22 protein-coding genes are annotated in these 26426 nt (G+C 74.6%); 10 read left to right on the forward strand and 12 right to left on the reverse strand.

From position 1 onward, the window contains the following. Positions 1-17: 17 nt before the first annotated feature. Genes VFG42_RS13810 through VFG42_RS13825 form a run of 4 tightly spaced genes read right to left on the reverse strand, consistent with a single transcriptional unit; the run spans position 18 to position 4208 of the window. Positions 18-425, reverse strand: a complete 408-nt coding sequence (locus tag VFG42_RS13810; protein WP_324909316.1) for a VOC family protein — start codon at positions 423-425, stop codon at positions 18-20. Continuing rightward, positions 418-2445 (reverse strand): four-carbon acid sugar kinase family protein, encoded by a 2028-nt coding sequence (locus tag VFG42_RS13815; RefSeq protein WP_324909317.1) that lies wholly within the window; start codon positions 2443-2445, stop codon positions 418-420. The genes VFG42_RS13810 and VFG42_RS13815 overlap by 8 nt, the downstream gene beginning before the upstream one ends. Next, positions 2442-3209, reverse strand: coding sequence for an SDR family NAD(P)-dependent oxidoreductase (locus VFG42_RS13820; protein ID WP_324909318.1), 768 nt, complete (start codon positions 3207-3209; stop codon positions 2442-2444). The genes VFG42_RS13815 and VFG42_RS13820 overlap by 4 nt, the downstream gene beginning before the upstream one ends. 3 nt (positions 3210-3212) lie before the next feature. Next, on the reverse strand, positions 3213-4208 hold the full coding sequence (locus VFG42_RS13825) for a zinc-dependent alcohol dehydrogenase (RefSeq protein WP_324909319.1): 996 nt from the start codon (positions 4206-4208) through the stop codon (positions 3213-3215). Positions 4209-4231: 23 nt separating this feature from the next. On the opposite strand from VFG42_RS13825, the gene VFG42_RS13830 reads away from it, so the two are divergent. Next, on the forward strand, positions 4232-5197 hold the full coding sequence (locus VFG42_RS13830; RefSeq protein ID WP_324909320.1) for an alpha/beta hydrolase: 966 nt from the start codon (positions 4232-4234) through the stop codon (positions 5195-5197). Here the strand turns inward: VFG42_RS13830 and VFG42_RS13835 are convergent. Genes VFG42_RS13835 through VFG42_RS13850 form a run of 4 tightly spaced genes read right to left on the reverse strand, consistent with a single transcriptional unit; the run spans position 5190 to position 9389 of the window. Then, a complete protein-coding gene (locus VFG42_RS13835) occupies positions 5190-6842 on the reverse strand; it encodes a hypothetical protein (protein WP_324909321.1) in 1653 nt (550 codons plus the stop codon). The two genes, VFG42_RS13830 and VFG42_RS13835, sit on opposite strands and share 8 nt — an antisense overlap. After that, positions 6839-7681 carry a fumarylacetoacetate hydrolase family protein gene (locus VFG42_RS13840; RefSeq protein ID WP_324909322.1) on the reverse strand — a complete coding sequence of 281 codons (843 nt, stop codon included), beginning with the start codon at positions 7679-7681 and terminating at the stop codon, positions 6839-6841. Before VFG42_RS13840 ends, VFG42_RS13835 begins: the two co-directional genes overlap by 4 nt. After that, complete coding sequence (locus tag VFG42_RS13845; protein WP_324909323.1) at positions 7681-8460, reverse strand: MBL fold metallo-hydrolase; 780 nt, start codon at positions 8458-8460, stop codon at positions 7681-7683. Before VFG42_RS13845 ends, VFG42_RS13840 begins: the two co-directional genes overlap by 1 nt. Beyond that, complete coding sequence (locus tag VFG42_RS13850) at positions 8457-9389, reverse strand: 2-dehydropantoate 2-reductase (RefSeq protein ID WP_324909324.1); 933 nt, start codon at positions 9387-9389, stop codon at positions 8457-8459. Before VFG42_RS13850 ends, VFG42_RS13845 begins: the two co-directional genes overlap by 4 nt. Positions 9390-9435: 46 nt before the next feature. Between VFG42_RS13850 and VFG42_RS13855 the strand changes: the two genes are divergently transcribed. The 7 genes from VFG42_RS13855 (at position 9436) to VFG42_RS13885 (ending at position 16868) form a co-directional block, all read left to right on the forward strand. Next, a complete protein-coding gene (locus VFG42_RS13855; RefSeq protein ID WP_324909325.1) occupies positions 9436-10302 on the forward strand; it encodes a class II fructose-bisphosphate aldolase in 867 nt (288 codons plus the stop codon). Between the two features lie 73 nt (positions 10303-10375). Further along, a complete protein-coding gene (locus VFG42_RS13860) occupies positions 10376-11911 on the forward strand; it encodes a sugar ABC transporter ATP-binding protein (protein ID WP_324909326.1) in 1536 nt (511 codons plus the stop codon). After that, entirely contained in the window at positions 11908-12942 is a 1035-nt protein-coding gene (locus VFG42_RS13865) for an ABC transporter permease (protein WP_324909327.1), read from the forward strand. The genes VFG42_RS13860 and VFG42_RS13865 overlap by 4 nt, the downstream gene beginning before the upstream one ends. 43 nt (positions 12943-12985) lie before the next feature. Next, entirely contained in the window at positions 12986-14023 is a 1038-nt protein-coding gene (locus VFG42_RS13870; RefSeq protein ID WP_324909328.1) for a substrate-binding domain-containing protein, read from the forward strand. Between the two features lie 60 nt (positions 14024-14083). Continuing rightward, entirely contained in the window at positions 14084-14818 is a 735-nt protein-coding gene (locus tag VFG42_RS13875) for a (Fe-S)-binding protein (RefSeq protein WP_324909329.1), read from the forward strand. Further along, positions 14815-16230: a LutB/LldF family L-lactate oxidation iron-sulfur protein gene (locus VFG42_RS13880; RefSeq protein WP_324909330.1), complete on the forward strand. Its 1416-nt coding sequence runs from the start codon at positions 14815-14817 to the stop codon at positions 16228-16230. The genes VFG42_RS13875 and VFG42_RS13880 overlap by 4 nt, the downstream gene beginning before the upstream one ends. Next, positions 16227-16868, forward strand: coding sequence for a LutC/YkgG family protein (locus VFG42_RS13885; protein ID WP_324909331.1), 642 nt, complete (start codon positions 16227-16229; stop codon positions 16866-16868). The genes VFG42_RS13880 and VFG42_RS13885 overlap by 4 nt, the downstream gene beginning before the upstream one ends. A 53-nt stretch (positions 16869-16921) precedes the next feature. Here the strand turns inward: VFG42_RS13885 and VFG42_RS13890 are convergent, their stop codons facing one another. The 3 genes from VFG42_RS13890 to VFG42_RS13900 form a co-directional block, all read right to left on the reverse strand. After that, positions 16922-17485, reverse strand: coding sequence for a putative Ig domain-containing protein (locus VFG42_RS13890; protein ID WP_324909332.1), 564 nt, complete (start codon positions 17483-17485; stop codon positions 16922-16924). Between the two features lie 85 nt (positions 17486-17570). Next, entirely contained in the window at positions 17571-17960 is a 390-nt protein-coding gene (locus tag VFG42_RS13895; protein ID WP_324909333.1) for a hypothetical protein, read from the reverse strand. 338 nt (positions 17961-18298) lie between these two features. Continuing rightward, on the reverse strand, positions 18299-19339 hold the full coding sequence (locus tag VFG42_RS13900; RefSeq protein WP_324909669.1) for a helix-turn-helix domain-containing protein: 1041 nt from the start codon (positions 19337-19339) through the stop codon (positions 18299-18301). A 108-nt stretch (positions 19340-19447) separates the two neighbouring features. Here VFG42_RS13900 and VFG42_RS13905 point away from each other — a divergent pair, with 108 nt between their 5' ends. Both VFG42_RS13905 and VFG42_RS13910 read left to right on the forward strand, forming a co-directional pair. Continuing rightward, positions 19448-23509, forward strand: a complete 4062-nt coding sequence (locus VFG42_RS13905; RefSeq protein ID WP_324909677.1) for a hypothetical protein — start codon at positions 19448-19450, stop codon at positions 23507-23509. A 3-nt stretch (positions 23510-23512) separates the two neighbouring features. Then, positions 23513-25585 carry a PKD domain-containing protein gene (locus VFG42_RS13910; protein ID WP_324909334.1) on the forward strand — a complete coding sequence of 691 codons (2073 nt, stop codon included), beginning with the start codon at positions 23513-23515 and terminating at the stop codon, positions 25583-25585. Here VFG42_RS13910 and VFG42_RS27440 read toward each other — a convergent pair. Beyond that, complete coding sequence (locus VFG42_RS27440; protein ID WP_349260416.1) at positions 25512-26330, reverse strand: cation-translocating P-type ATPase C-terminal domain-containing protein; 819 nt, start codon at positions 26328-26330, stop codon at positions 25512-25514. The genes VFG42_RS13910 and VFG42_RS27440 overlap by 74 nt on opposite strands. Positions 26331-26426: the final 96 nt, after the last annotated feature.

A 26426-nucleotide genomic window follows, 5' to 3' on the forward strand; every position in this document is an offset into this window, starting at 1 on the left:
GCCGGCGGCGCCGTCGCTCAGGCGGCGCCGTCGGCCGCGGTCGTCTCGACCAGGACGCCGTGGTGCGGCGGCCCGGGGACGAAGGCCGACGGCCGCCCGCGACCCGAGCCCGCGCGCGGGGCCGGCGCGTCGGCGTCGGCCAGCTCCGCCGCCCGGCCGAGCACGTCGTCGGCGGCGAAGCAGAGGTGGTGCAGGCCCTCGCCGTCGGCCGCCAGCGCCGCCGCCAGCGGCGCCGTCTCGTCGAGCGGCGCGAGCAGCTGGATGAAGACGCCGCCGGCGTCGAGGTAGGTCAGGCGCGCACGCGCGGTCTCGTTGACCTCGTCGTGGACGACCGGCAGGCCGAGGCGGTCGCGCCAGTAGCCGAGCGCCTCGTCGACGTCGCGGACGAGGACCGCCACGTGGTCGAGCTGTCCGCTCTCAGCCACCGAGCACTCCGCGCGTCTGCTTGTCCGACAGCCGACGCCAGGCCTTCTCGGAGTCCTCGAGGTGCTCGCGCATCGCGGCGCGTGCACCGTCGGCGTCGCGGTCGCGGATCCGCGCGAGGATCGCGCGGTGGTGCTTGAGGCCCTGCTGCGGGCGGCCGGAGATCCCCATCGTCGCGCGGCGCACGTCGAGCAGCACGTCGCCGATCGAGTCCAGCAGCACGACGAAGAGCGGGTTGTGCGTGGCCTGGGCGATCAGGCGGTGGAACTCGACGTCGAGCTCGGAGACCTTCTCGACGTCGCCCTTGGCCGCGGCGAACGCGGCGCAGGACGCCTCGAGCGCGTCGAGGTCGCTGACGACCGCGCGCTCCGCGGCGTCGCCGGCGATCTCGATCTCCAGCAGCGCGCGGACCTCGTGCAGGTCGCCGTAGTCCAGCTCGCCGTTGACGCGCAGGTACATCCCCATCGTCTCGCGCACGGCGGAGGCGTCGATCGTCGCCACGCGCACGCCCGAGCCGGCGCGCGCCTCCAGCAGGCCCTTGGCCACCAGCGTGCGGACCGCCTCGCGGATCACGGTGCGCGAAACGCCGAACTGGTCGCCGAGGTCGCGCTCGGGAGGGAGGCGGTCGCCGGGGGCCAGCGTGCCGTCGACGATCGAGCTCTGCAGCTGCCGAGCGACCTTGTCGGAGAGCCGGGGTTCACGCGCGATCGCCGAGAAGTCTGAGGCCATGGTCATACGGTATCCGGTGCGACCGGTAGACCCGCGCAGCACATCTGCGAGCTCGCGCAGCAGCGTGGGTCCACCGATGTTCCCAGGGACGATGACATAAGGCTTCACGCCGTCGCGCCCCGAGGCCCGCAGCAGCACGCCGCCCGGCGCGAGCGGCCCGTCGACGGCGGCGGCCGCGGCGCCGAGCCCGCGGCGCAGGACCTCGGCCGAGGTGATGCCGCCCTTGGCGACGACGACGTCCGCCGCCCGCGCGACGCGCGCGACCGCGTCGGTCAGCAGCTCCATCACCGCCGCCCCGGCGTCGAGGCCGAGCCGGTGCGCCGCGCGCTCGCGCGGCGTGCACAGCACGGCGATGCCCGCCCGCTCCAGGCACGCCAGGCAGGCGGCGGCCGCCGCGCCGGGCGCGTCGCCGCCGGCGTCGAGGTCGAGCTCGACCAGCGCGTCCGGGTAGGCCGCGGCGAGCGCGGCGAGCTGCCGGCCGGAGCCCGGCACGTAGGAGCCGCAGACGACCAGCAGCCGCCCACGGGGCGGCTCCCGCGGCGCGTCGGCCAAGGTCCCGCACAAGGCGCCGACCGCGCTCGGCGAGGCGCGAACGATCAGCGGGACGCCGAGCGCGAGCGCGTCGCGCACGCCCGCGGCGACCAGGCCCTGGTCGGCGACGGTCTCGGAGTCCGGCGCGAAGGCGCTCGGCCGGCCGGCGGCGGCGAGGCGCTTCAGGACGTCGACCACGGCGGCCGGACCCTCGGCGCGCAGGCGCCCGAGCGGCAGGCCGGCGCCGTCGCGCGCGGGCAGGCGCCCGCCGGAGCGCTCCTGGGCCCAGGCGAGCAGGTCCGAGGTCGTGTAGGTGAAGACGCCGTCGCGCGCGTACTCGGTCTCGTGGACCGGGACGTCGCGGCCGTCGGCCACGAGGCGGTGGACGCCGGCGCGCGTGACGCGCCCGGCGCCGGGCAGCGCGGGCAACAGGACGAGCACGGGTGTGGCGCCGGGCGCGGTGACGCGCGCGAGCGCGGCGTGCTCCTCGTGGACGTGGCCGCGCAGCGTGCTGTCGCCGCGCAGGACGACGGTCGCCCCAGGCACGACCTCCAGGGCGCGGCGGGCGGCACGCTCCACCAGCGCTGCCGCCGCCTCGGCATCGACCGCGCGCGAGTTCGTCAGGACGTGCAGCGCCCGGTCCGACATCGCCGCCGCGGCGCGCAGCGCCTCGGGCGCGTCGTCGGCCGCGAGCGCGACGCCGGCCAGCAGCTGGATCCCGGTCGGGTCGTCCTCCAGGACGACCCACGGCGGCGCGCTCACGTCCCGGTCGCCCCGCCGTCGACCACCAGGACCGAGGCGGTGGCGTAGGAGGACTCGTCGGAGGCGAGGAAGAGCATCGCCGCCGCGACCTCCTCGGCCGTGCCGGGCCGCCCGAGCGGGATGCCTTCGAGCAGCCTGCGGCGGGCGGCGTCGTCCTCCATGACCGCGGTCACCAGCGGCGTCTCCGTGAAGCCCGGGACCACCGCGTTGACGCGGATCCCGTGCGGGCCGTAGTCGGCGGCGAGCACGCGCACGAGGCCGACGACGCCGGCCTTGCTCGTGCTGTAGGCGTCGAAGCCGGGCGCCGAGCCGAGCATGCCGGTCGGCGAGGCGGTGCACACGACCGAGCCGGCGACGCCGTCGGCGAGCATCGCGCGGATGCCGTGCTTGCAGGTCAGGAACGCGCCGGTGAGGTTGACGTCGAGCGTCGTGCGCCAGGTCTCGAGCTCGAGGTCGGCGGCCGCGGCGTCGCGGCCGAAGAGCTGCACGGCGGCGTTGGCGACCACCACGTCGATCGGGCCGCTGGCGCGGTAGCCCGCGAAGGCGGCGGCGACCGCGGCCTCGTCGGTGACGTCGGCCACCGCGAGCTGGACGGCGGCGCCCCGGTCGGCGGCCGCGGCGGCCGTCGCGGCCAGCCCGTCGGCGTCGACGTCGACGAGCAGCAGACCGGCGCCCTCGGCCGCGAAGCGCAGCGCGGTCGCGCGGCCGATGCCCGAGCCCGCGCCGGTGATCGCCGCGCGCTTGCCGGCGAGGGCGCCGCCCATCGCCTACGCGCCGCCGATCTGGACGAGGGTCTTGACGGCGGTGATCCGGCCGTCGCCGTAGCCGGCGAAGACGTCGGGCAGCTCGTCCAGCTCCGCGCGGCGCTGCACGAGCAGCTCCAGCGGGACCTCGGTGCGGGCGACCCAGTCCGCGGTCGCCGCGAAGTCGTCGGGCGTGTAGACGGCCGAGCCGACGAGGTGGCGCTCGCCCATGACCAGCGCGACCGCGTCGACCGGCACGTGCTCGCGCGCGAGGCCGACCCAGACGATCGTGCCGCCGGGCGGCGTGACGGCCACCGCGGTGGCGACGGTCTGCTCGAAGCCGACGCAGTCGATCGCGGCGTCGACCGGGTCCGTCGCGTCGTCCGGCGCGCGGGCGGCGAGCCCGAGCGCGTCGAGCAGCGCTCGGCGCTCGGCGTCGGGCTCGGAGACCAGGACGCCGGCGCCCATGCGCCGCGCGGCCAGCGCCGCGGCGATGCCGATCGGCCCGCCGCCGATGACCAGCACGCGGTCGTCGTCGCCGACGCCGGTCAGGGCCGCTGCGCGCGCACCGACGCTGAGGGGCTCGATCAGCGCGGCGCGCTCGGGCGGGACGTCGTCGGGCAGGGCCACGAGGTTGGCCGCGCGCACGGCGAGCAGCTCGGCGAAGGCGCCGGGCAGCGCGGGGGTGCAGCCGTAGAGGCGCCGAACGTCGCAGATGTTGGGGTGGCCCTGCCGGCAACGCGGGCATGCCCCGCACGAGACCACCGGGTTGATCGCGACCAGCCGGCCGACGAGCGCGTCGTCGGCGTCGTCGCCCACGGCGACGACGCGGCCGGCGGCCTCATGGCCCATCACCGTGCCCGGCGGGCGGCGGCCGTTGGTGCCGGTGTAGCCGTGGATGTCGGAGCCGCAGATGCCCGCGGCCTCGACCCGGACGAGCGCCTCGCCGGGGGCGGGCGTCGGCTCCGGGACGGAACGCAGGCGCAGCGCGCCGGGGCTGTCGATCACGAGCTGTCGCACAACTGGTATGACAGTATACCGCCATGATGCCCCAACGCAACGAGGTCGCTGACGACCTGGATCCCGATCTCCGCGCCGTGCTCGACGAGCTGGCCGCGACGGCCGAGGAGCCGCTGCACCGCCTCTCGGTCGCCGACGCGCGCGCGTCGGTCGAGGGCCTGCGCGCGCTCAACGCGCCGCCGCCGGAGATGGAGGAGATCCGCGAGCTGGAGATCCCGGGCGGCGCCGCGGGCGTCACCTTGGAGGCTCGCCTGTACCGGCCGCCGGGTGCCGTCGACCACGGACCCGGGCTGGTCTTCTTCCACGGTGGTGGCTGGATGCTCGGCTCGGTCGGCTTCACCGAGGCGGTGGTCCGCGAGCTGGCGGCCGCCGCGCGGATGCCGATCCTGTCGACCTCCTACCGGCTCGCGCCCGAGCACCGCTACCCGGCGGCGATCGACGACGCGCGCGCCGCGTTCGCGTGGCTGGCGGGCGCGGCCGAGCGCCTCGGGCTCGACGGCCGGCGGCTCGCGGTCGCGGGGGAGAGCTCCGGCGGCACGCTCGCCGCGGCGGTCGCGCTGGCCGGGCGCGCGAGCGCGGACCCCGCGCCCGCCCACCAGCTGCTGCTCTTCGCGCCGCTGGACACGACGCAGGACAGCGACTCCTACAGGAAGTACGCCAAGGGCTACATGATCGAGACCGGCGACGTGGACTACTTCTGGCGCACCTACCTCGGCGAGCGCTTCGGCGACCCGCCGCCGCTGGCCGCGCCGCTGCGCGCGCCGGATCTCGCCGGCGTCGCCTCCGCGACCGTCGTGGTCGCCGAGTGCGACCCGCTGCGCGACGACGGTCTGCGCTACGCCGAGCGGTTGTGCGCCGCCGGCGTCGCGACGCGGACCGTCGAGTGGGCGCGCCTCACCCACGGCGCGATCCAGATGACCGGCCGCGTCCCGCGCGTCCGCGAGCTGCTGGCCGAGCTGGGCCCGGTGCTCCAGGCCGCGCTCAGCTGAGCGCGTGCTCGGCCCACGACCCGGCCGCGACGGACACGAGCCGCTCGTGTCCGTCCGGGCCGGCGACGGTCAGCTCGGCGTCGCGCGCGCCCGCGTTGGCCAGCAGCAGCGCCGGGCCGCCGTCGCGCTCGTAGGCCAGCGCGCCGACGCCCGCGGGCGGGTCGGTGCGCTGCAGCCGCGGCAGGCCGGGCAGCGCGGCCAGGTGGGCGAACGCGGCCTGCGCGTCCGCGGCGCCGGCGAGCTCGCCGGCGTGCAGCGCCGTCACGTGCGCGGCGCCGCCGGCCAGCAGCTCGGCGAGCGCGGCCGCCAGCCAGGCGCCGCCCCACGCCGTGGCCAGGCGCGGGTCGGGCGCGCGCTCGTCGAGGTGCAGGCGGACGGCGATCGGCCGGTCCGGGTAGAGCGCGCCGGCCGCGCGGATCGTCGCGCGTAGGCCCGCGACGTTCTCGGCGATCGACGGCGTGTCGCGGTCGTGGACCTGGGGCGAGGCGACGTAGCCGAGGCCGTCGAAGCCGCCGGCGGCCGGGTGCCAGCGGTGCAGCTCGGCGAACCAGCGATGGGTGCCGCCGAACAGCGCGGGGCGCGCGGGGCGGTCGCCGGCCGCGAGCGCCGGGTCGGCGCAGCAGGCCGGGTCGGTCGGCTCCCCGGTCGCGCCCGCCGCGACGATCCGCGCCAGGCGCGGGTGCGCCGCGGCGAGCAGCTCGCCGACGGCGGCGGCCGTGGGCCGCAGCAGCCCGAGCTCGCCGTCGCGGTCGGCCGCGTCGCAGAGCGCCAGGAAGGCCTCGACCTCCGCGCGCCATCCGGGCGCCGCCGCGTCGGCGTCGGCGCGCAGGAACGCCGCGCCCGCCGCGCCCGCGGCGCCCGCCGTCGGCGCGACCGGCAGCCCGAGGTCGCCGACCGTCCCGTCACGCCCGCCCACGCGGAGCCGCGGCGGGCGCGCGGGCGCCGTGCGGCGGGCGCGGCGCGGCAACGCGGCGACGCGCAGCGTCACCGCCTGGCCGACCGGCGCCGAGGGCTCGGCGTGCTGGGGCAGCGGCACCGACAGCGGCGTCCCGTAGGCCTTGAACGAGTCGTCGGCCCAGTTGCGCTGGTCCTCCAGCTCGAAGCGCTCGCCCTCGAAGGCCAGCTGGACCTCGCCGGGCGCGAGGTCGAACGACAGCGCGGTCAGCGGCGGCGCCATCCCCGCGTAGTGGCCGGCGGTGAACGGCTGCGGGGCGACCGCCGTGGGAAAGCGGCCGCGGACGGTGCCCTCCGGCCCCACGAGCCGGTACGCACGGCCGGTGACGGCGGCCGGCGCGAGCAACACGACCAGCCCGATCCGGTTGTAGGCGAAGGGCTCATGAGCGGTCCACGTCACGCTGTAGATCAGCGAGCCCGAGTCGGTGGCGCCGATCGTGCCCGTCCAGCTCAGGTCGAGGCCCGCGCCGGCGTGGCGCGCCGTGACGCGGACGTCGAAGCCCGCCGGCCGCTCCTCGAGCACGACGTCCCGCGCGGTCGCGGGGATCGTGCTCCAGCTCGGCCCCCGCGCCGCGAAGCCGAGGCGGCGGACCACCTCGACGCCGTCCCAGCGCACCCAGCGGAGGTCCGCGCCGTCGAGGACCGCGGTCAGCGGTCCGGCGCGGAGCTGCGCGGGCGCGCGGTCGCTCACCAGCCCGCCACGACGGGGTTGCGCAGCGTCCCGATGCCGTCGACCTCGACCTCGACCACGTCGCCGGGCCTCAGCCACAGCGGCGGGTCGCGGAACGTCCCGACGCCCGCGGGCGTCCCGGTGGTGACGACGTCGCCGGGATCGAGCGTGATCGTGCGCGACACGAAGGCCAGCAGCTCGGCCACCGTGAAGAGCATGTGGTCGGTCGTGTCGCTCTGGCGCAGGTCGCCGTTGACGCGCGTGCGCAGCCCGAGCGCCTGCGGGTCGCCGAGCGCGTCGGGCGTGACGATCGCCGGGCCCAAGGGGGCGAACGTGTCGGGGTTCTTGCCCAGCGTGATCTGCATGTCGACGAACTGGACGTCGCGCGCCGAGACGTCGTTGGCGATCGTATAGCCGAAGACGTGGTCCAGCGCGTCCTCGACGGCGACCGATCGCGCCGTGCGCCCGATGACGACGGCCAGCTCGACCTCGTAGTCGACCTCGCCCTCCTCGGTCGGCAGGACGATCGGGGCCTCGGGCCCGACGATCGCGCTGGCGAACTTGGAGAAGAAGAACGGCACCTTGGGCAGCACGGCGCTGGGGTTCTCGTCGAGGTGGCCCAGGTAGTTGACGCCGCAGAACAGCATCTTGCCGGGCCGGGCCAACGGAGCCTCGATCCGGGCGTCGCCGACGACCTCGCCGAGCGGCGCCGCGGCGAGCGCGGCCCACGCCGCGGGGCCCGCGTCGATCAGCTCGGGCATCGTGGCGTAGGGCGTCGCGTGGACGGTCTCGCCGACCCGGACGCCGACGCCGACGCCGCCGCCGCCGCTCGCGCGCGAGTAACGGACCAGCGCCGGCATCAGGCCGCGCTCCCGGCCACTGGCGACGGCTCGACGACGACGACCTCGCCGACCCGCGGCGTGGCGACCCGCCGCGTCCCGGTGCTGTCGTGCTGGGCGACGGCGGCCACGAACGCGTCGACGTCGTCGTTGCGCTCCAGGTAGTGGCAGGCCACGGCGAGCTCCACGCCGAGCATCTCGGCGACCCGGCCCGCCTCGTCGGGCGACAGCTCGCCGGTGACCAGGCGCCCCGGTCCGGGCACGCCGGCCAGCAGCTCCCGCGGCTGCGAGCAGCCGATGAGCCCGATCGTCGGCCGGTAGAGCTCGCCGATCCAGCGCATGTCGAAGATCGCCGTGTCGCCGTAGTGGTAGATGCGCACGCCGGGCTCCGGCTCGACGATGAAGGCGATCGGCGTGCCGGTGACGGTCGACCCGTCGGGCAGCGTGGCCATCGACCAGTGGTGGCACTCGACCGGCCGGATCAGCAGGCCGTCGAGCTCGACGACGAGCCCCCAGACCGTGGCGCGGACCTGCTCGCTCGGCACGCCCTCGGCCAGCAGCGCGATCCGGACGTCGGCGCCGCAGACGACCGGTGCGCCGGTGCGCAGCGCGATCGCCGCGGTGTCGCCGAGGTGGTCGAAGGCCGCGTGGGAGACGAGGATGACGTCGGGCGTGGCGAGGTCCTCGTGGCGGACCGGCGCGGCCGGGCTGGCGGAGAGGAACGGGTCGATCAGGATGCGGCGGCCGCCACCGACGATCTCGAAGCCGGCGACGCCGAGGAAGCGGATCTCGGTGCTCATGCCCGGCTCCGCGCGTGCTCGTAGCCCTGGACCAGCGCGTAGAGCGCCTGGTTGACCGGGGTGGGGACGCCGTGGTCGGCGCCGATCCGCAGCACCGCGCCGGTGATGACGTCGATCTCCGACCGGCGGCCGGCCTCGAAGTCCTGGAGCATCGAGGCCTTGCCCGGCCCGGCGGCGTCGAGGACCTCGTGGATGCGGGCGACCGAGGCCTCCGCGTCGAGGTCGTGGCCGGCGGCGTTGGCGACCGCGACCGCCTCGCGCGCGGCCGCGTCGACCAGCTCGGACATCGAGCCGACCGCGGCCAGCGACCCGGCGGCCAGCCCGGTCAGCGCCGCGGTCGGCAGCGTCGCGGCGTTCAGGACCAACTTGCGCCAGATCTCGGTCCGCACGTCGGCGGCCGTCTCGACGTCGAAGCCCGCGCGGCCCAGCGAGTCCACGACCGGCTGGGCGAGGCCGGCCGATCCGGGATCCCACGGCCCGACGTAGGTCGGTCCCGAGCCCTTCCAGCCGATGCGCCCCGGTTCCAGCTGCGTGCCCGACACGTAGGTGACGCCGATGGCGAGCCGGGCCGGGTCGACCAGCTCGGCGATCTTCTCGCCGTTGCCCCACCCGTTCTGCAGGGTCAGCACCGTGGTGTCGGAGCCGATCGCCGGCGCGGCCCGGCGGACCGCCTCCTCGGTGTGGAAGCACTTGACGAAGACCGCGACGAGGTCGGACTCGGTCAGCTCGGCGGGATCGGTGGTGCCGCGGACGGGCACGGAGTCCTCGGCGCCGTCGCTCACCAGCGTCACGCCCTCGGTGCGCAGCCGCGCGACGAGCGGCTCCGACACGTCGAAGAAGGTCGTGTCGATGCCGGCGGTGGCCAGGCGGGCTCCGAAGATGCCGCCCATGGCACCCGCGCCGATGATGGTGGCTGATGTGATGGACATTCTTGGTATACAATCATACAGCCTACCGAACAACAACTGGATTCCCTTGCTCGCTTCCTTCCTTGAACTGCTCGACGACGCCGCGTCGCGTGGCACGGCCGTCGGCGCCTTCACGTGCTACGACTCGACGCAGGCGGCGGGCGTGCTCGACGCCGCCGAGGACGCCGGGACCGGCGTCGTCCTGCTCGTGAGCCCCGCGTCGTTCCGCGCGCGGCGCGGCGCGGACCTGCTGACGGCGCTCGTCGCCCAGGCCGCCGGGGCCGAGACCGCCGTCTGCGTCCAGCTCGACCACGTCAGCGATCGGGCGACGGTCGAGGCGGCCTTCGCGGCCGGCGCCGGCGCCGTGATGGTCGACGGCTCGCATCTGCCGCTGGCCGAGAACGTCGCGCTGACCGCCGCCTGCGTGGAGGCCGGGGCACGCCGCGGCGCGCACGTCGAGGGCGAGCTCGGCGGCATCGCGGGCGACGAGGACGTCGCCACGGCGATCTCGGCGGGTGCCCTGACCGACCCGCGACAGGCCGCGGACTTCGTCCGCGACGCGCGGCCGGCCTGCCTGGCGGTCTCGATCGGCAACGTCCACGGCCACTACCGCGAGCCGCCGCGGCTCGACGTCGACCGGCTCGCCGCGATCCGCGCCGCGACCGGCGCGCACGTCTCGCTGCACGGCGCCTCCGGCCTGCCGTCGGCGGAGCTGGCCGCCGCGCTGGCCGCGGGGGCGCGGAAGGTCAACGTCAACACCGAGCTGCGCACGCGGTACCTGGCCACGCTCGACCATGGCCTGGCGGGCTGGAGCGGGGGCGCGAACCTCGGCGCGCTGACGGGCGCGGTGCGCGACGCGACGGCGCTGGCCGTGCGGGAGACGCTCGCGGTGCTCGGCGGCGCGATCGGCACGAGCCTTGACAGCGCCGTATGAGCGATGGTAGAGATGCTGGTATGCCATCATACCAACGGGTCAACGGAGCGGCATGGCTGATCAGCAGGCAGCCGTGACCGCCGCCGGGGTCGCGCCGCGCCTGTCCCTGCGCGGCGTGTCCAAGTCGTTCCCCGGCGTGCGGGCCCTGGCCGACGTGTCGCTGGAGCTCGCCCCGGGCGAGATCCACGCGCTCGTCGGCGAGAACGGGGCCGGCAAGTCGACGCTGATGAAGATCATCGCGGGCGTCGAGTCGCCCGACGAGGGCGCGATCGCGCTGGACGGCCGGCCGCTCGAGGCGCTCGACGAGCGCGCGGCGGTCGCCGCGGGCATCGGCATGGTCCACCAGGAGCGCAGCCTCGTGCCGACGCTGTCGGTGGCCGAGAACGTCTTCGCCGGTCGCCAGCCGCTGCGCCGCACGCGGCTGGGGATCGACTGGCGCGCGATGCGCGCCGCGACCAGGGCGCTCTTCGACCAGCTGCAATCCGACATCGACCCGGGCGCGACGGTCGGGGCGTTGTCGCCGGCCGAGCAGCAGATGGTCGAGATCGCCAAGGCGCTGTCGCACGACCTCGGGGTCCTGATCCTCGACGAGCCGACGGCCGCGCTGAGCCTCGCCGAGACGCGGCACCTCTTCGCCGTCACGCGCCGGCTGGCGAGCGCGGGCACCGCGGTCGTCTACATCTCCCATCGCCTCGCCGAGGTCTTCGAGCTCAGCGATACGGTGACCGTGCTCAAGGACGGGCGCCGCACCGGCGGCGGCCCGACCGCGGACTTCACCGAGGCCGAGCTGATCCGCCTGATGGTCGGCCGCGAGCTGACGCTCGAGCGCGCCGCGGGGCGCCACGAGCACGCGATCGGCGACGAGCCGGTCCTGCGCGTCAGCCACCTCGCCGCGCCGCCGAAGGTCGTCGACGCGTCGCTGGACGTCCACGCCGGGGAGATCGTCTGCCTGGCCGGCCTGATCGGCGCCGGGCGCACCGAGCTGTGCGAGTCGATCTTCGGCGCGCGCGGCGTGAGCGCCGGGACGATCGAGCTCGCGGGGCGCCCGCACGCGCCGCGCTCGCCGGCCGACGCGCGCGCGGCGGCCGTCGGCATGGTCCCCGAGGACCGCAAGGACAGCGGGCTCTTCCTGGGGATGTCGATCGCCGAGAACGTCGCGGCCGCCAACCTCGGCGCGGTCTCGCCGCGCGGGGTCGTCCGGCGCGGCGAGGTCCGCGCGCTGGCCGAGACCTACGTGAAGCGGCTCCGGATCGTCACGCCGGGCGTCGACCAGTCGGTCGGCAACCTCAGCGGCGGCAACCAGCAGAAGGTGCTGCTGGCCAAGTGGCTGGCCAACCGCCCCAAGCTGCTGATCGTCGACGAGCCCACGCGCGGCGTCGACGTCGGCGCCCGCTCCGACATCTACGCCGTCCTGCGCGAGCTCGCCGACTCCGGCATCGCGTTGTTGGTGGTGTCGTCGGACCTCCCCGAGGTCCTGACGCTCGCCGACCGCGTCGTCGTCATGGCGGAAGGGCGTGTCACCGGCGAGGTCGCCGGCGACGACGCCGACGAGGAGACCATCTTGCGCCTGGCCTCGCCGGGCGCGACCACTGCAGAGGTGATCGCGTGAGCATCCAGACCGACACGCTCGAGGCCCACACCGGGCCCGAGCCGACGCCCAACCCCACCGGTGCGCGGGCGCGCCGCCTCGCGACGCTGGTGGGAGGCCGGATCCTGCGGTCGCGCCCGCTGCTGCTGGTGATCCTGATCGTCGCCCTCTCGGGCTACATGACCTACCGCTATGACATCTCGTTCCCGACGTCCTCCAACATCGAGGCCGTGCTGCTCAACGCGGCGGTCTACGGGATCCTCGTCGTCGGCATGATGCTGCTGATGATCGGCGGGGCGTTCGACCTGTCGATCGGCGGCGTGCTCGCGCTCTCGGGCGTCGTCTCCGGGCAGCTGATCGCGACGTCCGGGTGGCCCGTGGTGCCCGGCGTCGCCGCGGGCCTGGTCGTCGGCGCGGTCGCGGGCCTGTTCAACGGGATCATCGTCACCCAGATCCGGATCAACGCGCTGATCGCCACGCTGGCGACCGTCGGCATCTTCCGCGGGATCACGCAGCTGATCACCGGCACCGGCGTCGCGCCGATCTCGGACTCGTTCGCGAAGATCGGCCAGTCCGACTTCCTCGGCCTGCAGATGCCGTTCTGGATCATGTTGGTGGTGGTGCTCGCCGGCTCGTGGGCCGTGAGCCAGACGCGCTTCTTCCGCCAGTACTACTACGTGGGCGGCAACCGTCGCGCGGCCACGCTGTCCGGGATCCGGTCCGAGCGCCTGATGCTCGTCGCCTTCGTGATCATGGGGACGCTGGCCGGCCTGGCCGGGGTGCTGAACGCCGCACGGCTGGACGCCGCGCAGGTCAGCGCCGGCACCGGCATCGAGCTGCAGACGATCACCGCCGCCGTGCTCGGCGGCGCCAGCCTGCGCGGCGGCGAGGGCACGGTCCTCGGCGGCGTGCTGGGCGTGCTCTTCATCGCGTTGCTGCAGAACGCGCTGATCATCATGGACGTGAACGTGTTCTGGCAGAACATCGTGATCGGCGTGGTGCTCCTGTTGGCGGTCTCGCTGGACCGCTGGCAGCAGAAGGTCGAAGTCTGAACCCCCTGCAGTACTCAACTGGGTCTATCGAAGGAGGATGGAGATGCATCGCAAGATGCGCGCCGGCATGGGCGTGCTGCTGGCCGGTGCCGTGGCGGTGGCCGCGGCCGGCTGTGGACAGGAGTCCGACAAGGCCAAGGCCGACTCGGGCTCGTCGACGACCGCCGCGGGCTCGCGGCCGGCGCTCGACGAGACGTACTACTGGATCTCGCAGAACTCGACGCTGCCGCTGTTCGTCGCGCACGACCAGGTCGCGCTGAAGATGGCGGCCAAGGAGCTCGGCGTCAAGGTCAAGATCGCCGGGCCGACGAACATCGACCTGCCGGCGTTCATCTCGACGATCGACCAGGTCTGCGCGCAGAAGCCCGCCGGCGTGATCGTCGTCGGCTGGGACCCGTCGCTGAGCGCGTCGGTCAACAAGTGCATCGGCGCCGGCGTGCCGACGGTCACCGACGACGCCGACCTGCCGGAGTCCAAGCGCCTGGCCTTCGTCGGGACCGACTGGTACGACATCGGCGTCGCCCAGGCCAAGGCCCTCATCAAGGCCACCGGCGGCAACGGCGAGGTCGCGACGCTGTCGATCATCAACGCCGACAACATGAAGCAGGCCCGCAAGGGCTTCTCGGACACGCTCAAGGGCACCAACCTGAAGCTCGTCGCCGAGGAGGACGACACGGGCGACTCCTCCAAGGCCGCGTCGGTCACCGCTTCCCTGCTGGCCGCGCACCCGAACATCTCGGCGTTCGCGGGCTTCGACTCCGAGAGCGGCGCCGGCATCGTCCGCGCGCTCAAGGAGGCGCACAAGAACGGCAGGGTCAAGGTGTCGGCGATGGAGCAGACGCCGGAGTTCTTCAAGACGCTGCTGACCGGCGACACGTCGGCGATCATCGTCCAGAAGCGCACGTTGTTCACGTACTACGCGATGAAGCTGCTGTACGACTACAACCACAACGGGCTGACCGTGTCGGGGCTGACGAAGTCCGACGGCGTGCCCCCGATCCCGGTGAACGTCAACACCGGCCTGATCGTCGCCGACAAGACCACCGCGGCCGCGCTCTCGCGCGGCGGCCAGAAGCCGTAGGACGGCCATGGGCGCCCGGACGACGTATCTCCTCCTCGACGCGTTCGGGCGCCTGCGCTGATGCGGGTCGCGCTGTTCGTCACGTGCCTGGCCGACACGCTGTTCCCCGACGTCGGCCGGGCCACCGTCACGCTGCTGGAGCGCCTGGGGCACGAGGTCGTCTTCCCCGAGGACCAGACCTGCTGCGGGCAGATGCACGTCAACTCCGGCTACCGGCAGCAGGCGCTGCCGCTGGTCCGGCGCTTCGTGCGGGCCTTCGAGGAGGCCGGCGCCGACGCGATCGTCTGCCCTTCGGGCTCGTGCGCGGCGCTCGTGCGCCGCCACTACCCCGAGCTGGCCGCCGAGACCGGCGACGACGCCGTCGCGCGGTCCGCGGCGGCGCTCGCGCCGCGCGTCTTCGAGCTGTCGCAGTTCCTCGTCGACGAGCTGGGCGTCGAGGACGTCGGCGCGCGCTACCCGTTCAGGGTGGCCTACCACCCGACCTGCCACTCGCTGCGGCTGCTGCGCGTGGGGGAGGCGCCGCTGCGGCTGCTGCGCGCTGTCGCGGGGATCGAGCTGGTGGAGATCGCCGACGCGCAGGGCTGCTGCGGCTTCGGTGGCACGTTCGCGCTCAAGAACGCGGAGACCTCCAGCGCGATGATGGAGGACAAGCTGGCGGCGCTGACCGCGGCGGGCGCCCAGGCGTGCACCGCGCTGGACAGCTCCTGCCTGATGCACCTGCGCGGCGGCATCGAGCGCCAGGGCCTGCCGATCGCCACGCCGCACCTGGCCGAGATCCTGGCGTCGGTGGCATGACCCGGAACGCTGAGAAGTTCCCGGCGGCGGCCCGCGAGACGCTGCGCGACCCGGTCCTGCGCACCAACCTGCGCCGCGCGACCCAGGCGATCCGGGCCAAGCGCGCGGAGGTCGTCGGCGAGGTCGGCGACTGGGAGGCGCTCCGGGCGCGCGGGCGTGCGGTCAAGCAGCGCGTCGTCGCCGAGCTGCCCGAGCTGCTGGAGCTGCTGGAGCGGCGCGTGACCGAGCAGGGCGGGACCGTGCACTGGGCCCGTGACGCCGCGGAGGCCAACGCGATCGTCGTCGAGCTGGTCGCGGCCGAGGGCGCCGAGGAGGTCGTCAAGGTGAAGTCCTTGACGACCGACGAGATCGGGCTCAACGACGCGCTGGAGGCCGCGGGGATCACGCCCTACGAGACCGACCTGGCCGAGCTGATCGTCCAGCTCGCCGGCGACCGCCCGTCGCACATCCTCGTCCCGGCGATCCACCACGGCCGCGAGCAGATCCGCGAGCTCTTCCGGCGCACGCTGCCCGGGACGGAGGATCTGACCGACGAGCCGGAGGCGCTGGCCGAGGCGGCGCGGCGCTTCCTGCGCGAGCGCTTCCTGAGCGCGCGCGTCGGCATCAGCGGGGCCAACTTCGCGGTGGCCGAGACCGGCACGGTCTGCGTCGTGGAATCCGAGGGCAACGGGCGGATGTGCACGACGATCCCGCGCGTGCTGATCACGGTGATGGGGATCGAGAAGCTCGTGCGGTCGATCGACGATCTGTCGATCATGTTGCAGCTGTTGCCGCGGTCCTCGACCGGTGAGCGCATGAACCCGTACACCTCGATGTGGACGGGCGTCACGGCGGGCGACGGCCCGGAGGAGTTCCACCTCGTCCTCGTCGACGCCGGGCGCTCCGGCGTCGCGGCCGACCCGGTCGGGCGCCAGGCGCTGCACTGCATCCGCTGCTCGGCGTGTCTGAACGTCTGCCCGGTCTACGAGCGCACCGGCGGGCACGCCTACGGGCACACCTACCCGGGCCCGATCGGGGCGATCGTCGCGCCGCAGTTGGAGGGCCTGCGCGGTCCGGTCAGCTCGTTGCCGTGGGCCTCGACGCTGTGCGGGGCGTGCGGCGACGTCTGCCCGGTGAAGATCCCGATCCCCGAGGTGCTCGTCCACCTGCGCTCGGAGATCGTCGAGCGGGCACGGCGCGGCGACGTCGCCGCGGGCGAGCGGCTGGCGATGGAGGCCATGGCCCGCGTCTTCGGCGGCCGCCGGCGCTATGAGGCCGCCCAGCGCGCGGCCCGAGCCGGCCGCGCTCCGCTGGAGCGGATGTACGGCGGCGGCGGCCACCGCCCGCCACCGGGCCTCGGCGGCTGGACGGCGTCGCGCGACCTGCCGCTGCCCGCCCCGGAGTCGTTCCGCGACTGGTGGCGGAAGCGGTGAGCGTGACCGCGCGCGACGAGATCCTGGGCCGGCTGCGGGCGGCGCTGGCCGCGGCGCCGGCGGTCGTGGACCCCGTCCCGGACGCGCCGGCCACGCGGCCGCGCGCCGCCGGGCCCGTGGACGCCGCCGCGCTGTTCGCCGAGCGCGTGGCGGACTACCGCGCGACCGTGACGTGGTGCGATGGCGCGGCGCGCGTCGGGGCGACCGTCGATGCCGCGCTGACGCGGCACGGCGCGCGCCGGGTCGTCGTCGCCGACGGCGTGCCGGTCGACTGGCGCCCACGCGACGGCAGCGTGACGGACGCCGCGCTGTCCCCGCGCGCGCTGGACGTCGTCGACGGCGTCGTCACCGGCTGCGCGCTGGCGATCGCCGAGACCGGCACGGTGATCCTCGACGGCGGCCCGCTCAGCGGGCGCCGGCTGATCACGCTCGTGCCCGACCTGCACGTCTGCGTCGTCCAGGCGACGCAGGTCGTCGGGACCACGGCCGAGGCGTTCCGCAGGATCGGCCCGGCGCTCGTCGCCGGCCACCCCCTGACGCTCGTGTCCGGACCGTCCGCGACCTCCGACATCGAGCTCAGCCGCGTCGAGGGCGTCCACGGCCCGCGCCGCCTCGAGGTCGTCGTGGTCGACGGCTGAGCCCTGAACGCCCGCCAGACCCGAGCCCAAGTCGATGACGACAACAACCAAGGTCAGGCGCAGCCAAGGGGCGCTGACGGGCGGCAGCTTCGAGCTCTCCACGCTGCTCGCCGACGAGGACATTCGCTTGGTGCGTGCCTAGGAGGTGAGACGTGAGCCTGGACGGTCATCCTGGCGGTGCCGAGCGTGACGGTCTTCCTGGTGCGCTTGTGGCGCGCGGCGATCCCGATGACTTGGCCGTCCTGGATCGTCTCGACGGCGGTGAACGTCGCCGAGATCGGGCAGCTGTCCCCGACCGGGGCGGTGCAGACGAGGACGAGCCGCGCGGTTGTCCCGGAGGTCGTCGGCGCGCCGAGCGAGACGCTCGCCGTCCTGCCCGCGGGCGTGCCGCCGCCCGGCGCGGAGAGCTCGCCGCCGGCGGGCTCCGCGCCAGGTCCGTCGCCGCCGCTCAGTGGCGGGGCGACCGTGATCGCGACCGGCACCGTGGCGTCGGGCCCGGCGCCGTTGGTGGCGGTGACCGAGAAGCCCCACGTCCCGGCGATGCGGGGAGTGCCCGACAACGTGCCGGTGATCGCGTCGAACGTCAGCCCGGACGGCAGGGCGCCGCTCTCGCTCAACGTGGGACCGTCGCGCTCGAGACCACCGCGCCCACGCCGTAGCTGCCGGCCGCGTCACCGACCGCGATCCACGAGTCGCCGCTCGTCATCGCGACGCCGTCGAGGGACTTGGTCCCCGGGACGTGCGGCCAGGCCGCTGCCCACGGCCGGGCAGTCGACGCCGTTCATGCTCAGCGTGCCCGCGACGCCGTGCGGCGCGGCCGGCGATGAGGTGGCGGTCGCCCACCGACCCGTTGGTGAGCGAGAAGACGACCGTCCCGAGCTGCGTGGTCAGCGATCCGCCGACGGCCTCGCAGAACCCGGCGGTGGGGCAGGAGAGATCGTCGACGGCGGCCATGTCGGCGATCTCGATCGGCGTGCCGGGGACGCCGTCGTGCGATACGCGCACGAGGACGGCGTCGTTGGCGTTGTAGCCCGCCGCCCAGCAGGCCCCGCCCGGATCGCAGGCGAGCGCGATGGTGAGCAGACGTGTCATGGCCTAGGACCCGTACACCCTCAAGACCGGCGTGCCGCCCTCGGTCCAGGAGACCGTGGTGCCCTTGATCGCGAGGTGCTTGAGGGTCGGCGTCGGTGGTCGGTGGCGAGCACGGGACGATCACGTAGCCGCCCTGTGGGCCGGTTGCCGCCGCGTCGATGTCGATCTCGCGGGTGGTCGTGCCGTCCGGGTTGGCGACGGTGGGCGCGACCGCGCAGAGGCAGTTGCTCCGTGGTGCGGAGCCGTGGCATGACCGGGAAGTGTCCTGGGACCGGGACGTCCCGTCAGGGACGAGAGCGCACAGGCGATGTGCACTGTCGTCCGGCCGGCGTGTGCGGTCAGCCGCGGGGGCTGAGGGCGGCCGCGCGCCACTGGCGTGGCGTGACGCCGAAGCGCGTCCTGAAGGCACGGGCGAAGTAGGAAGGGTCGGCGAACCCGTGTTCGATCGCGATGGTCGTCACCGACCAGTGCTCGCGCGCGGGGTCGGCCAGGGCCTCGGCGCCACGCTCCAGGCGGCGGGCCAGGAGCCAACGCCCGAAGCTCAGGCCATCGTCGGAGAACAGCCGGTGCAGGTAGCGCGTCGAGATCCCGACGCGGTCGGCGACGTCGGCCGGCGTCAGCTCGGCGTCGTCGAGCGAGCGCTCGACCTCGTCGCGCGCGAGCTCGAGCAGGGTGCCGGCGGTGAGGCGGGGGCCGCCCGAGGAGGGCGAGCGGACCGCCGCGGCGACGCCGCCGAGCGCGAGCGCGACGAGGCCGACGAGGTGGTCGCCCAGCGTGGTCGCCGCCGCGCTGTCCAGCGCCATCGGCACGGTCGCCGCCGCCCGCAGGGCGCTGCTGGCCACGGCGCCGAGCCCGCGGTCGCCGCGCACCGGTCTCGCGGTCGCACCGACGGGATCGACCAGCAGCGGCGCCAGCGCGGCGTGCGGGATCGTGAACGACAGCTGCTCGAAGGGCTCAGCGAAGCCGAGGTCGAACGGGCGCGTGCTGTCGACGATCGTGAAGTCGCCACGGGCCAGCTCGGCGCTGCGCCCGTCCTGCGTTGCCCGCGTCGCGCGGGTCAGCGGCAGGTTGAGGAAGAAGACGTCGCCCGGGTTGCGCTGCACCTGCGCCTCGGTGCGGTGGACGGTCTGCGCGTCCGAGACGATCCGCGAGAGGCCGATCCGTCCGATCGATCGCGCCGTCACGCTGCCGCGAAATGGCCCGTCGTCTGTGGCGCGCACCGGAGACACGGGCACGAAGGCCTCCCATACCACGTCGCGCCAGAAGGCGAACTGTTCTGGCGCGGGGATCCTCTCCGTCGTCCAGCGCTGGGGGGCTTGCGGCACGGCATCCGTCCTTGTTTCTCGTCCTGACCCGCCGTTCGTTGCGTGGGAAACCATATCGATGGACCGGAAGACTGCAACTCCATCGCGGGCGGTGCGCGCTCGTCCTGGCGTCAGGTCGCTCTCGTCCGGGAAGCGGAACGGCCACGTGCCTAATGTCGCGGCATGGCCCTCCTCCGCCGCGGCGCACGCCTCGCGCCGGTCGTGCCCATCCTGCTGCTGGCCGCCATGGCCGGGTCCGCGCAGGCGGCGCAGCTCTACCGGGTCACCGACTTCGTCCCGAACGGCATCAACGCCAAGGACCAGGTCGTCGGCGAGATCACCGACCTGTCCGACGATGGCGACGGCACCGTCGACGGTGCGGGAGAGTGGCAGATCACGACCACCGCGCCGTCCGGGGCGCTGACGCGCCTGCAGGGCTCGGGCACCCAGGTCGCGGCGATCAACGCCTCGGGCCGGATGGCCGGCATGACCCAGCAGGAGGACGCCAACAGCGTCTTCGTGACCCACGCGGTCACCTGGTCGTCGCCGACCGGCGCCCCGCAGGTCATCAGCCCGCTCACCCACGACCCCGACGTGTACGACTACTCCTACTCCGAGGACATCTCCGACACCGGCGCGATCGTCGGCCAGACCGAGGGCGACAACCCGCACGGCTTCACGGGCTTCGAGTGGAACAACGGGTCGCTGAGCGGCGTCGGGTGGGGCAACGCGAGCGATCCCGCCGGCGACGCGTACGTCACCCACGCGGGCGCGATCACCGCGGACGGCTCCAAGATCCTGGGCAAGGTCGATGGCGCGGGTGGCGACCATTGGTACCTCTGGTCGGGCGCGAGCCCCACGGCCGCCGGGACGCCGATCGACCTCACGCCCGTGCCCAGCGGCGCGACGATCCTCGGCGGCTTCTCGTCCGACATCACGGTGATGAACGACCTCGCCCCCGACGGGGCGGTGCTCGGCTACAAGGGCGACGTCGACGACCGCACCAACTACCTGCGCACCGCCGACGGCACCGACCACCTGCTCACGGGCCTCGCCGGCTACAACGCGGTCAACGCCAAGCACGCGCTGGCAGGCACGATCGACGTCGCCACCGGCGGCGGCGCGCCGAACCTGCACGCCGCGGTCCAGCAGCCGGACGGCAGGGTCGTCGACCTCAACTCGCTCGTCGACCCGGCGCACGACAACACGCTCTTCGACGCGCTGGCGATGAACGACAACGGCGATGTCGCCGGCGTCGGCTACGACGACGACGGCGAGTACGGGTTCGTCCTGAAGATGGGCTACGTCGTCGACTCGACCGGCGACCAGTCCGACAAGGACCTCACGGACGGCGCTTGCCTGACCGCTCAGAATACCTGCACGCTACGGGCTGCCATCCAGCAGCTGAACCACGACGGCTCGTCGACCAAGACGCCGGTCACCTTCGACGTCACCGGCGCCGGCTCCGGGATCCCGACGATCGCGCCGGCCTCGCCGCTGCCGGCGATCACGGCGCCCGTCGACCTCGACGCCACGACGCAGCCCAGCCCGCTGGTCGCGGGCACACGCAAGATCGGCGCGATCCTCGACGGGACGAGCGCGGGCGCGTCGGCCGACGGGATCGAGCTGGCAGCGGGGGCGGCGGGCTCGGCGGTCCGCGGCCTGGAGGTCACGCGCTTCGGCGGCGACGGCGTCAAGCTCGGCGGCGCGCAGAGCACGCTGGCCGACAGCGTCCTGGTCAAGGATCACGTCGGTGCCGAGGTGGCGGCCGACAGCGTCGCGGTCGGCCCGTCCGGCACGCTGCCCGGGAACGTCTTCTTCGAGGACGGCGACGCGACCGGGCTGTACACGTACCTGCACGGGCTCGCGGGCCACCGCGGCGCCGACGCTTTCGCGAGCGCCGCGCCCGGCTACGGCGCGGGGATCCTGTTGCGCTCCGCGTCCTCGGGGGCGCACGTCATGGGCAACCTGATCGGCGTCCACGGCGCGGGCTTCAACGCGCTGGACCCGGACGGCCCCGCGTCGCCGAACCCCGCCGTGGACACGACGCTGAGCGCGGCCGGCGTGCTGATCGCACCCGGCGGCGCCGCGGTCTCCGGCGTCGCGATCGACACCGCGAACGTCATCAGCGGCGACCTGATCGGCGTCGGCACGGCGGGCGGCGTGGTGCACGGCCTGACGGTCTCCGGCAACGTGTTCGGCGCGGCGGCCGACGGGACGAGCGCGCTGCCCGACTTCGGCGGGATGTTCGGGCTGCTGGCCGCCGGGACCGTCACCGGCCTGGACGCCGAGAGCAACCGCTTCCAGGGCGAGCTGGCCGGCGTGACGATCGCGGGCACCGGCGTCGCGGCGCCGTCGATCCACGACAACCTGCTCGGTGACGACGCCGACCAGCGCCTGCCGGACGTGATCGCCCACGGCCTCGGCCTGCACGACGTCATCGGCGTCCTGCTGGCCGACGCGGAGGGCGTGTCGGTCAGGGGCAACCGCGTGCTCGGCGACTTCACGGGGATCGCGCTCGGCGGCGACCACCTCCACGGCGACGCGATCACCGCCAACACGATCGGCAGCGACGAGCCGCCGGCGTTCGGCGCGCTGGCCACCGCCGACCTCGCGGGCCTCGGCGGCGGCTTCGGTGTGCTCTACGCCGGGAACGCGAGCGCGGACGGCACGGCACCCGCGCAGGACGTGGTTGTCGCCGGCAACACGATCCAGGGCAACGCGTTCGGCGTGCTGGCCAACGGGGGCACCGGGCTGGCCGTGCGCGGCAACGGGTTCACCGCCAACGCGCTGGCGGTCGTCGACGGCGGCTCGGCCGGGACGGCGATCGGCACCACCGATCAACCCAATACGTTCACCAACGACGGCTTCGGGGTCCTGCTCGCCAACACCGACCCGTCGACCGACGACCTCAGGCAGGCGCAGGTCAACCCGGCGGTGGCCGGCGAGGCGGGCAAGCAGGCCGCGCTGGGCCAGCCCAACGAGGACGCGGCGCTCGGCGCGGTCGACGCGCTGACGACCGCGGGCCTGAACGCGCACAGCGCCGACGTCTCCACGATCCCGGGCACCGGCGAGACGGTGATCGGCAACCGCTTCACCGCCAACTCGCTGCCGCTGACCGCGATCGGCGACGAGCACGGCCTGCGGATCGAGTCCAACGACGTCGAGCACTCGCGCGCGGCCGGGATCTGGCTGCTCGGCTCGGCCTCCCACCACCCGACCGCCCAGGTGCTGGGCAACGTCATCTACGACAACGAGAACTTCACCGAGACGAACCTGACCGGCATCCCCGGCCTGGGCCTCGACCTCGTGACGAGCGCCTCGACCGCGCCGGACGCCACCAACGTCGGCGGGTTCGGCTACGGGATCGACCCCCAGGACCGCACGCAGCCCGACGCGGGCACCAACGACGTCCAGAACGCGCCGGTGCTGACGGAGGCCGCGGTCGGCGGCGGGCAGATGAGCGTGACCGGCACGCTGCACGGCCGCCCGAGCATGGCCTACATCATCGAGGTGTTCGCCGACGACGCCCAGAACCCGTTCGGCGCCGGCGAGGGCCAGCGCGCGGTCGGACGGCTCTCGGTGACCACCGACGGCGCGGGCGACGCCGACGTGGGCGGGACGTTCCCCGCGCCGCCCGCTGGCGCGCGGTTCGTGTCGGCGACCGCGACGACCGTGCCGGGCGGCGGCGCGCCGGGTGTGACGAGCGAGTTCTCCATCAACGTGCCGGTGCTCGCCGCGGCGGCGCCGCCTGCCCCGCAGGACGGGACGCCGTCGCCGCCCGCGCCCGGGAGGCCCGCGTCGCCGGCGCCCTCCGGCACGGCCACGACCGGCGTGACGACGAGGGCCGGCAAGGTGACAACCGACGGCAAGGGGTCCATCACGCTGCCCGCGGTCGTGACGTGCTCCTCGGTGGCGGCGGCGTCGTGCACGGTGGCGACGACCGCGACGATCGTGCCGCCCTCGGGCGGCAAGGCACACAAGAGCGCCGCGGTCGCCAAGGCCAGGAAGAGGCCCAAGCCGCAGACGATCGGGAAGGGCAGGCTGACGCTCAAGCCGGGCGCGCACGGCAGCGTCGCGATCAGGTTGAACGCCTCGGGCCTGAAGGCGCTGAAGAGGGCGCGCACGCTGACCGCGACCGTGACGGTCAAGGTCACCGGTGCCGGCCGCAGGCCGATCGCCAAGTCCTTCAGGTTGAAGTTGACCTACAAGAAGTCGTCGTCCACGAGGAAGAAGGGCAAGTAGGGCATGTCGCTCTGTCGTCCCGTCGTCGTCGCGGCCCTCGCCGCGTTCGCGCTGCCCGCGGGGGCAAGCGCGCTGCCCTCGTCCACGCTGCTGTCCGACCCGGCCACCGCCACCTTCTCGCCCGCGCTGGCCGTCGGGGCCGACGGCACGGCGATCGCCGCTTGGATCCAGACCACCACCTCGCCCAAGAGCGAGGTCATGGTCGCGACGCGGCCGGCGGGCGGAGCATGGTCGGCGCCGGTGGCCGTGTCCGACCCGGACTTGACGTCTCCGCAGACCCCCGCGATCGCCCTCGACGGATCCGGCGACGCGGCGGTCGCCTGGGCGGCGTCGGCCGCCTCCGGGGCGCCGTCGACCTACAACACGAAGATCCAGACGGTCGTTCGCGGCGCGGGCGGTACCTGGTCGGCGCCGAGTGACCTCTCGCCGGCCACGGCGTTCGGGCAAGACGGATCGGCGGCGGGCGCGCCGACCGTCGCCATGGACGCGGCCGGTGACACGACCGTCGCGTGGTGGCCGTACAACGACGCGTCCCCCGCGGTCGACGTCGTCGACCGCCCGCACGACGGCATCTGGAGTGCGATCTCGACGGTGGCGGCCGGCGGCCCGGCCAACCCGTCGCCCCAGCCCCGGCTGGTCGAGGACGCCGCCGGCGACGCCGCCGTGTCCTGGCGCAACCCGCTGGACACGACCTCCTACAACGGCCCGGGGACCGCGCGGGTGGCGCTCCGCGCGGCGGGGTCCTCGAGCTGGAGCGCACCGGTGGACGTCTCGACGCCGGGCGACACCATCGGCGCGGGCACGATCGGCCTCGGGATCGACTCCGGCGGGGTGGCGACCGCCGCATGGACCGACACGACCCACGGCGCCGTCGAGGCCGCGACGCTGGCGCCCGGAGCGAGCGCTGGGAGCGCCCCGGCGCAGGTCGGGGCAGGCACGAACCTCTTCACGCCGACGCTCGCCGAGACCGGCGACGGTGCGGCGACGCTGGCATGGCTCTCCGAGGACGCGTCGCTGAAGCGCCAAGTGGTCGTCGCCGCGCACCGCGCCACGGGATCCGGACCGTGGTCGCCGGCGCCGGCGCTGAGCGGCGCTGATCGATATGCGACGACGCTCTCGCTCGCCGCGGCGCCGGGCGGCGTCGTGCGGGCCGTCTGGGCCGACACCGACCGCATCGACGGCGGTCCGCCGTACCCGCCTTACACGGTCCGCGTGGACCGGTTCTCCGGGCTCTCCTGGGACGCGATGACCGACCTCACCGCGCAGGCCGACAGCGCGTCGAGCCCGATCGTCGCGCTTTCGCCGACCGGCGACGCGACGACCGTCTGGCTCTCCAAGGACGGGACGACGGTCACGCGGGTCCGCGCGGCGCTGGACGACGTGACGCCGCCGACGCTGTCGCTGGCCGTGCCCGCGGGCGCGACGGCCGGCGACGACGTGCCCTTCTCGGTGACGACGTCCGACGCCGGCGGCGGAGTCGGCGTGTCGTGGTCCTTCGGGGACGGGACGCCCGCGACCAGCGGCGCCGCGGTGACGCACGCGTTCGCCGTGGCCGGGACCTACACGGTGACCGCGACGGCGACCGACGCCGCCGGGAACGCGACGAGCGCGACCGCGACGATCACGATCAGCGCACCGCCGGTGCCGCCCGCGCCGACGCCTTCGCCGACGCCGACGCCGACGCCTTCGCCTTCGCCTACGCCGACGCCTTCGCCGACGCCTTCGCCGACGCCTTCGCCGACGCCGGCGTCCAAGCCCGTGCCCGGGTCCAAGCCGGCGACCACGAACGCCGCGAGCGTCATCGCGCTGCCGGCGGCGTCGAAGTCCTGCACCAGCCGCCGCACGCTCAAGATCACGCTCCATGCGCCCAAGGGCACGACGATCGCCAGGACCACGGTCTCGGTGACCGGCCGCAAGGCCATGTCCTACACCGGCTCCCGGGCCCACGCACCGATCACGCTGACCGGCCTGCCCAAGGGCACCTACACGGTCACCGTCAAGGTCACGTTGTCCACCAAGAAGACGCTGACGCTCGCACGCAAGTACAAGACCTGCGCGCCCAAGCGCAAGAAGTAGGCGCAAGTTCGTAGCCATCGCCGGTCGCTCGGAGTCGCTTGGGGCAACGTGGGCAACGCGCCCCACGAAGACCAGCGAAGGCTCTCGGGAGGTTGGCGAACTCGCGTCGCGGGCCTACGCCAGGCGCGGAAGCAGACCACGCGTCGGGCCGCGCTGGAGGTGATCGACGACTTGCTCGCCGCCGGCGCCTACGTCCGGGGCGCTTCGCGGGCTGAGACCGTCCAACCGCATGCGGCGCTCGTCGCGGCGGGTGTGATGGCGGACCGGGTTGCCGGGCGCTTCCGATGCGATCGCCTACGTCCTGCTTCGCCGGCGGACGGAGGCCTCGCCAAGCGGCCGCTCCTCGCGGCGGGCCCACGCGCGATGGAGCTCGTCGGAGCCGGTAGGCGTGGTGCAGCGGATGGCCGGCGCCGGTGGGGGCGTGGGGCGACCAGCCCGCGGCCGGCAGGACGACGAGGAAGCCGAGCATCGCCAGGACGGCCTCGACCAGGCCCATGCGCAGCCAGGCGCGCTCGAGCATCGCGCGTTGGACGATCCCGGACCGTCGCGGCCGCGGCGGGCGTCTCATGATCCCGGGCTCGGCCGGCTCGCGGCCGAGCGCGAGCGCGAGCGCGGGGACGGTGTCGGTGCCGAGGTCGATGGCCGGCCGGCGAGGACGAAGACGACGAAGGGCAGCGCCTCGGCGGGCGCGTGGGAAGATGTAGGTGATGAACTTGCGGACGTCGTCGCAGAGCACCACGCGCATCGGGCCGCCATCGACCCTTGCGTGAGCGTGCCCTCCAGCGGCCCGGCGCCGGCGGCGGCGACCGGCGCCGCCGCGCCTCGCGCGAGGTCAGCCCGT

Origin of the sequence: Baekduia sp. (genome assembly GCF_035685985.1) — a bacterium.
Classification (GTDB): Bacteria; Actinomycetota; Thermoleophilia; order Solirubrobacterales; family Solirubrobacteraceae; genus Baekduia.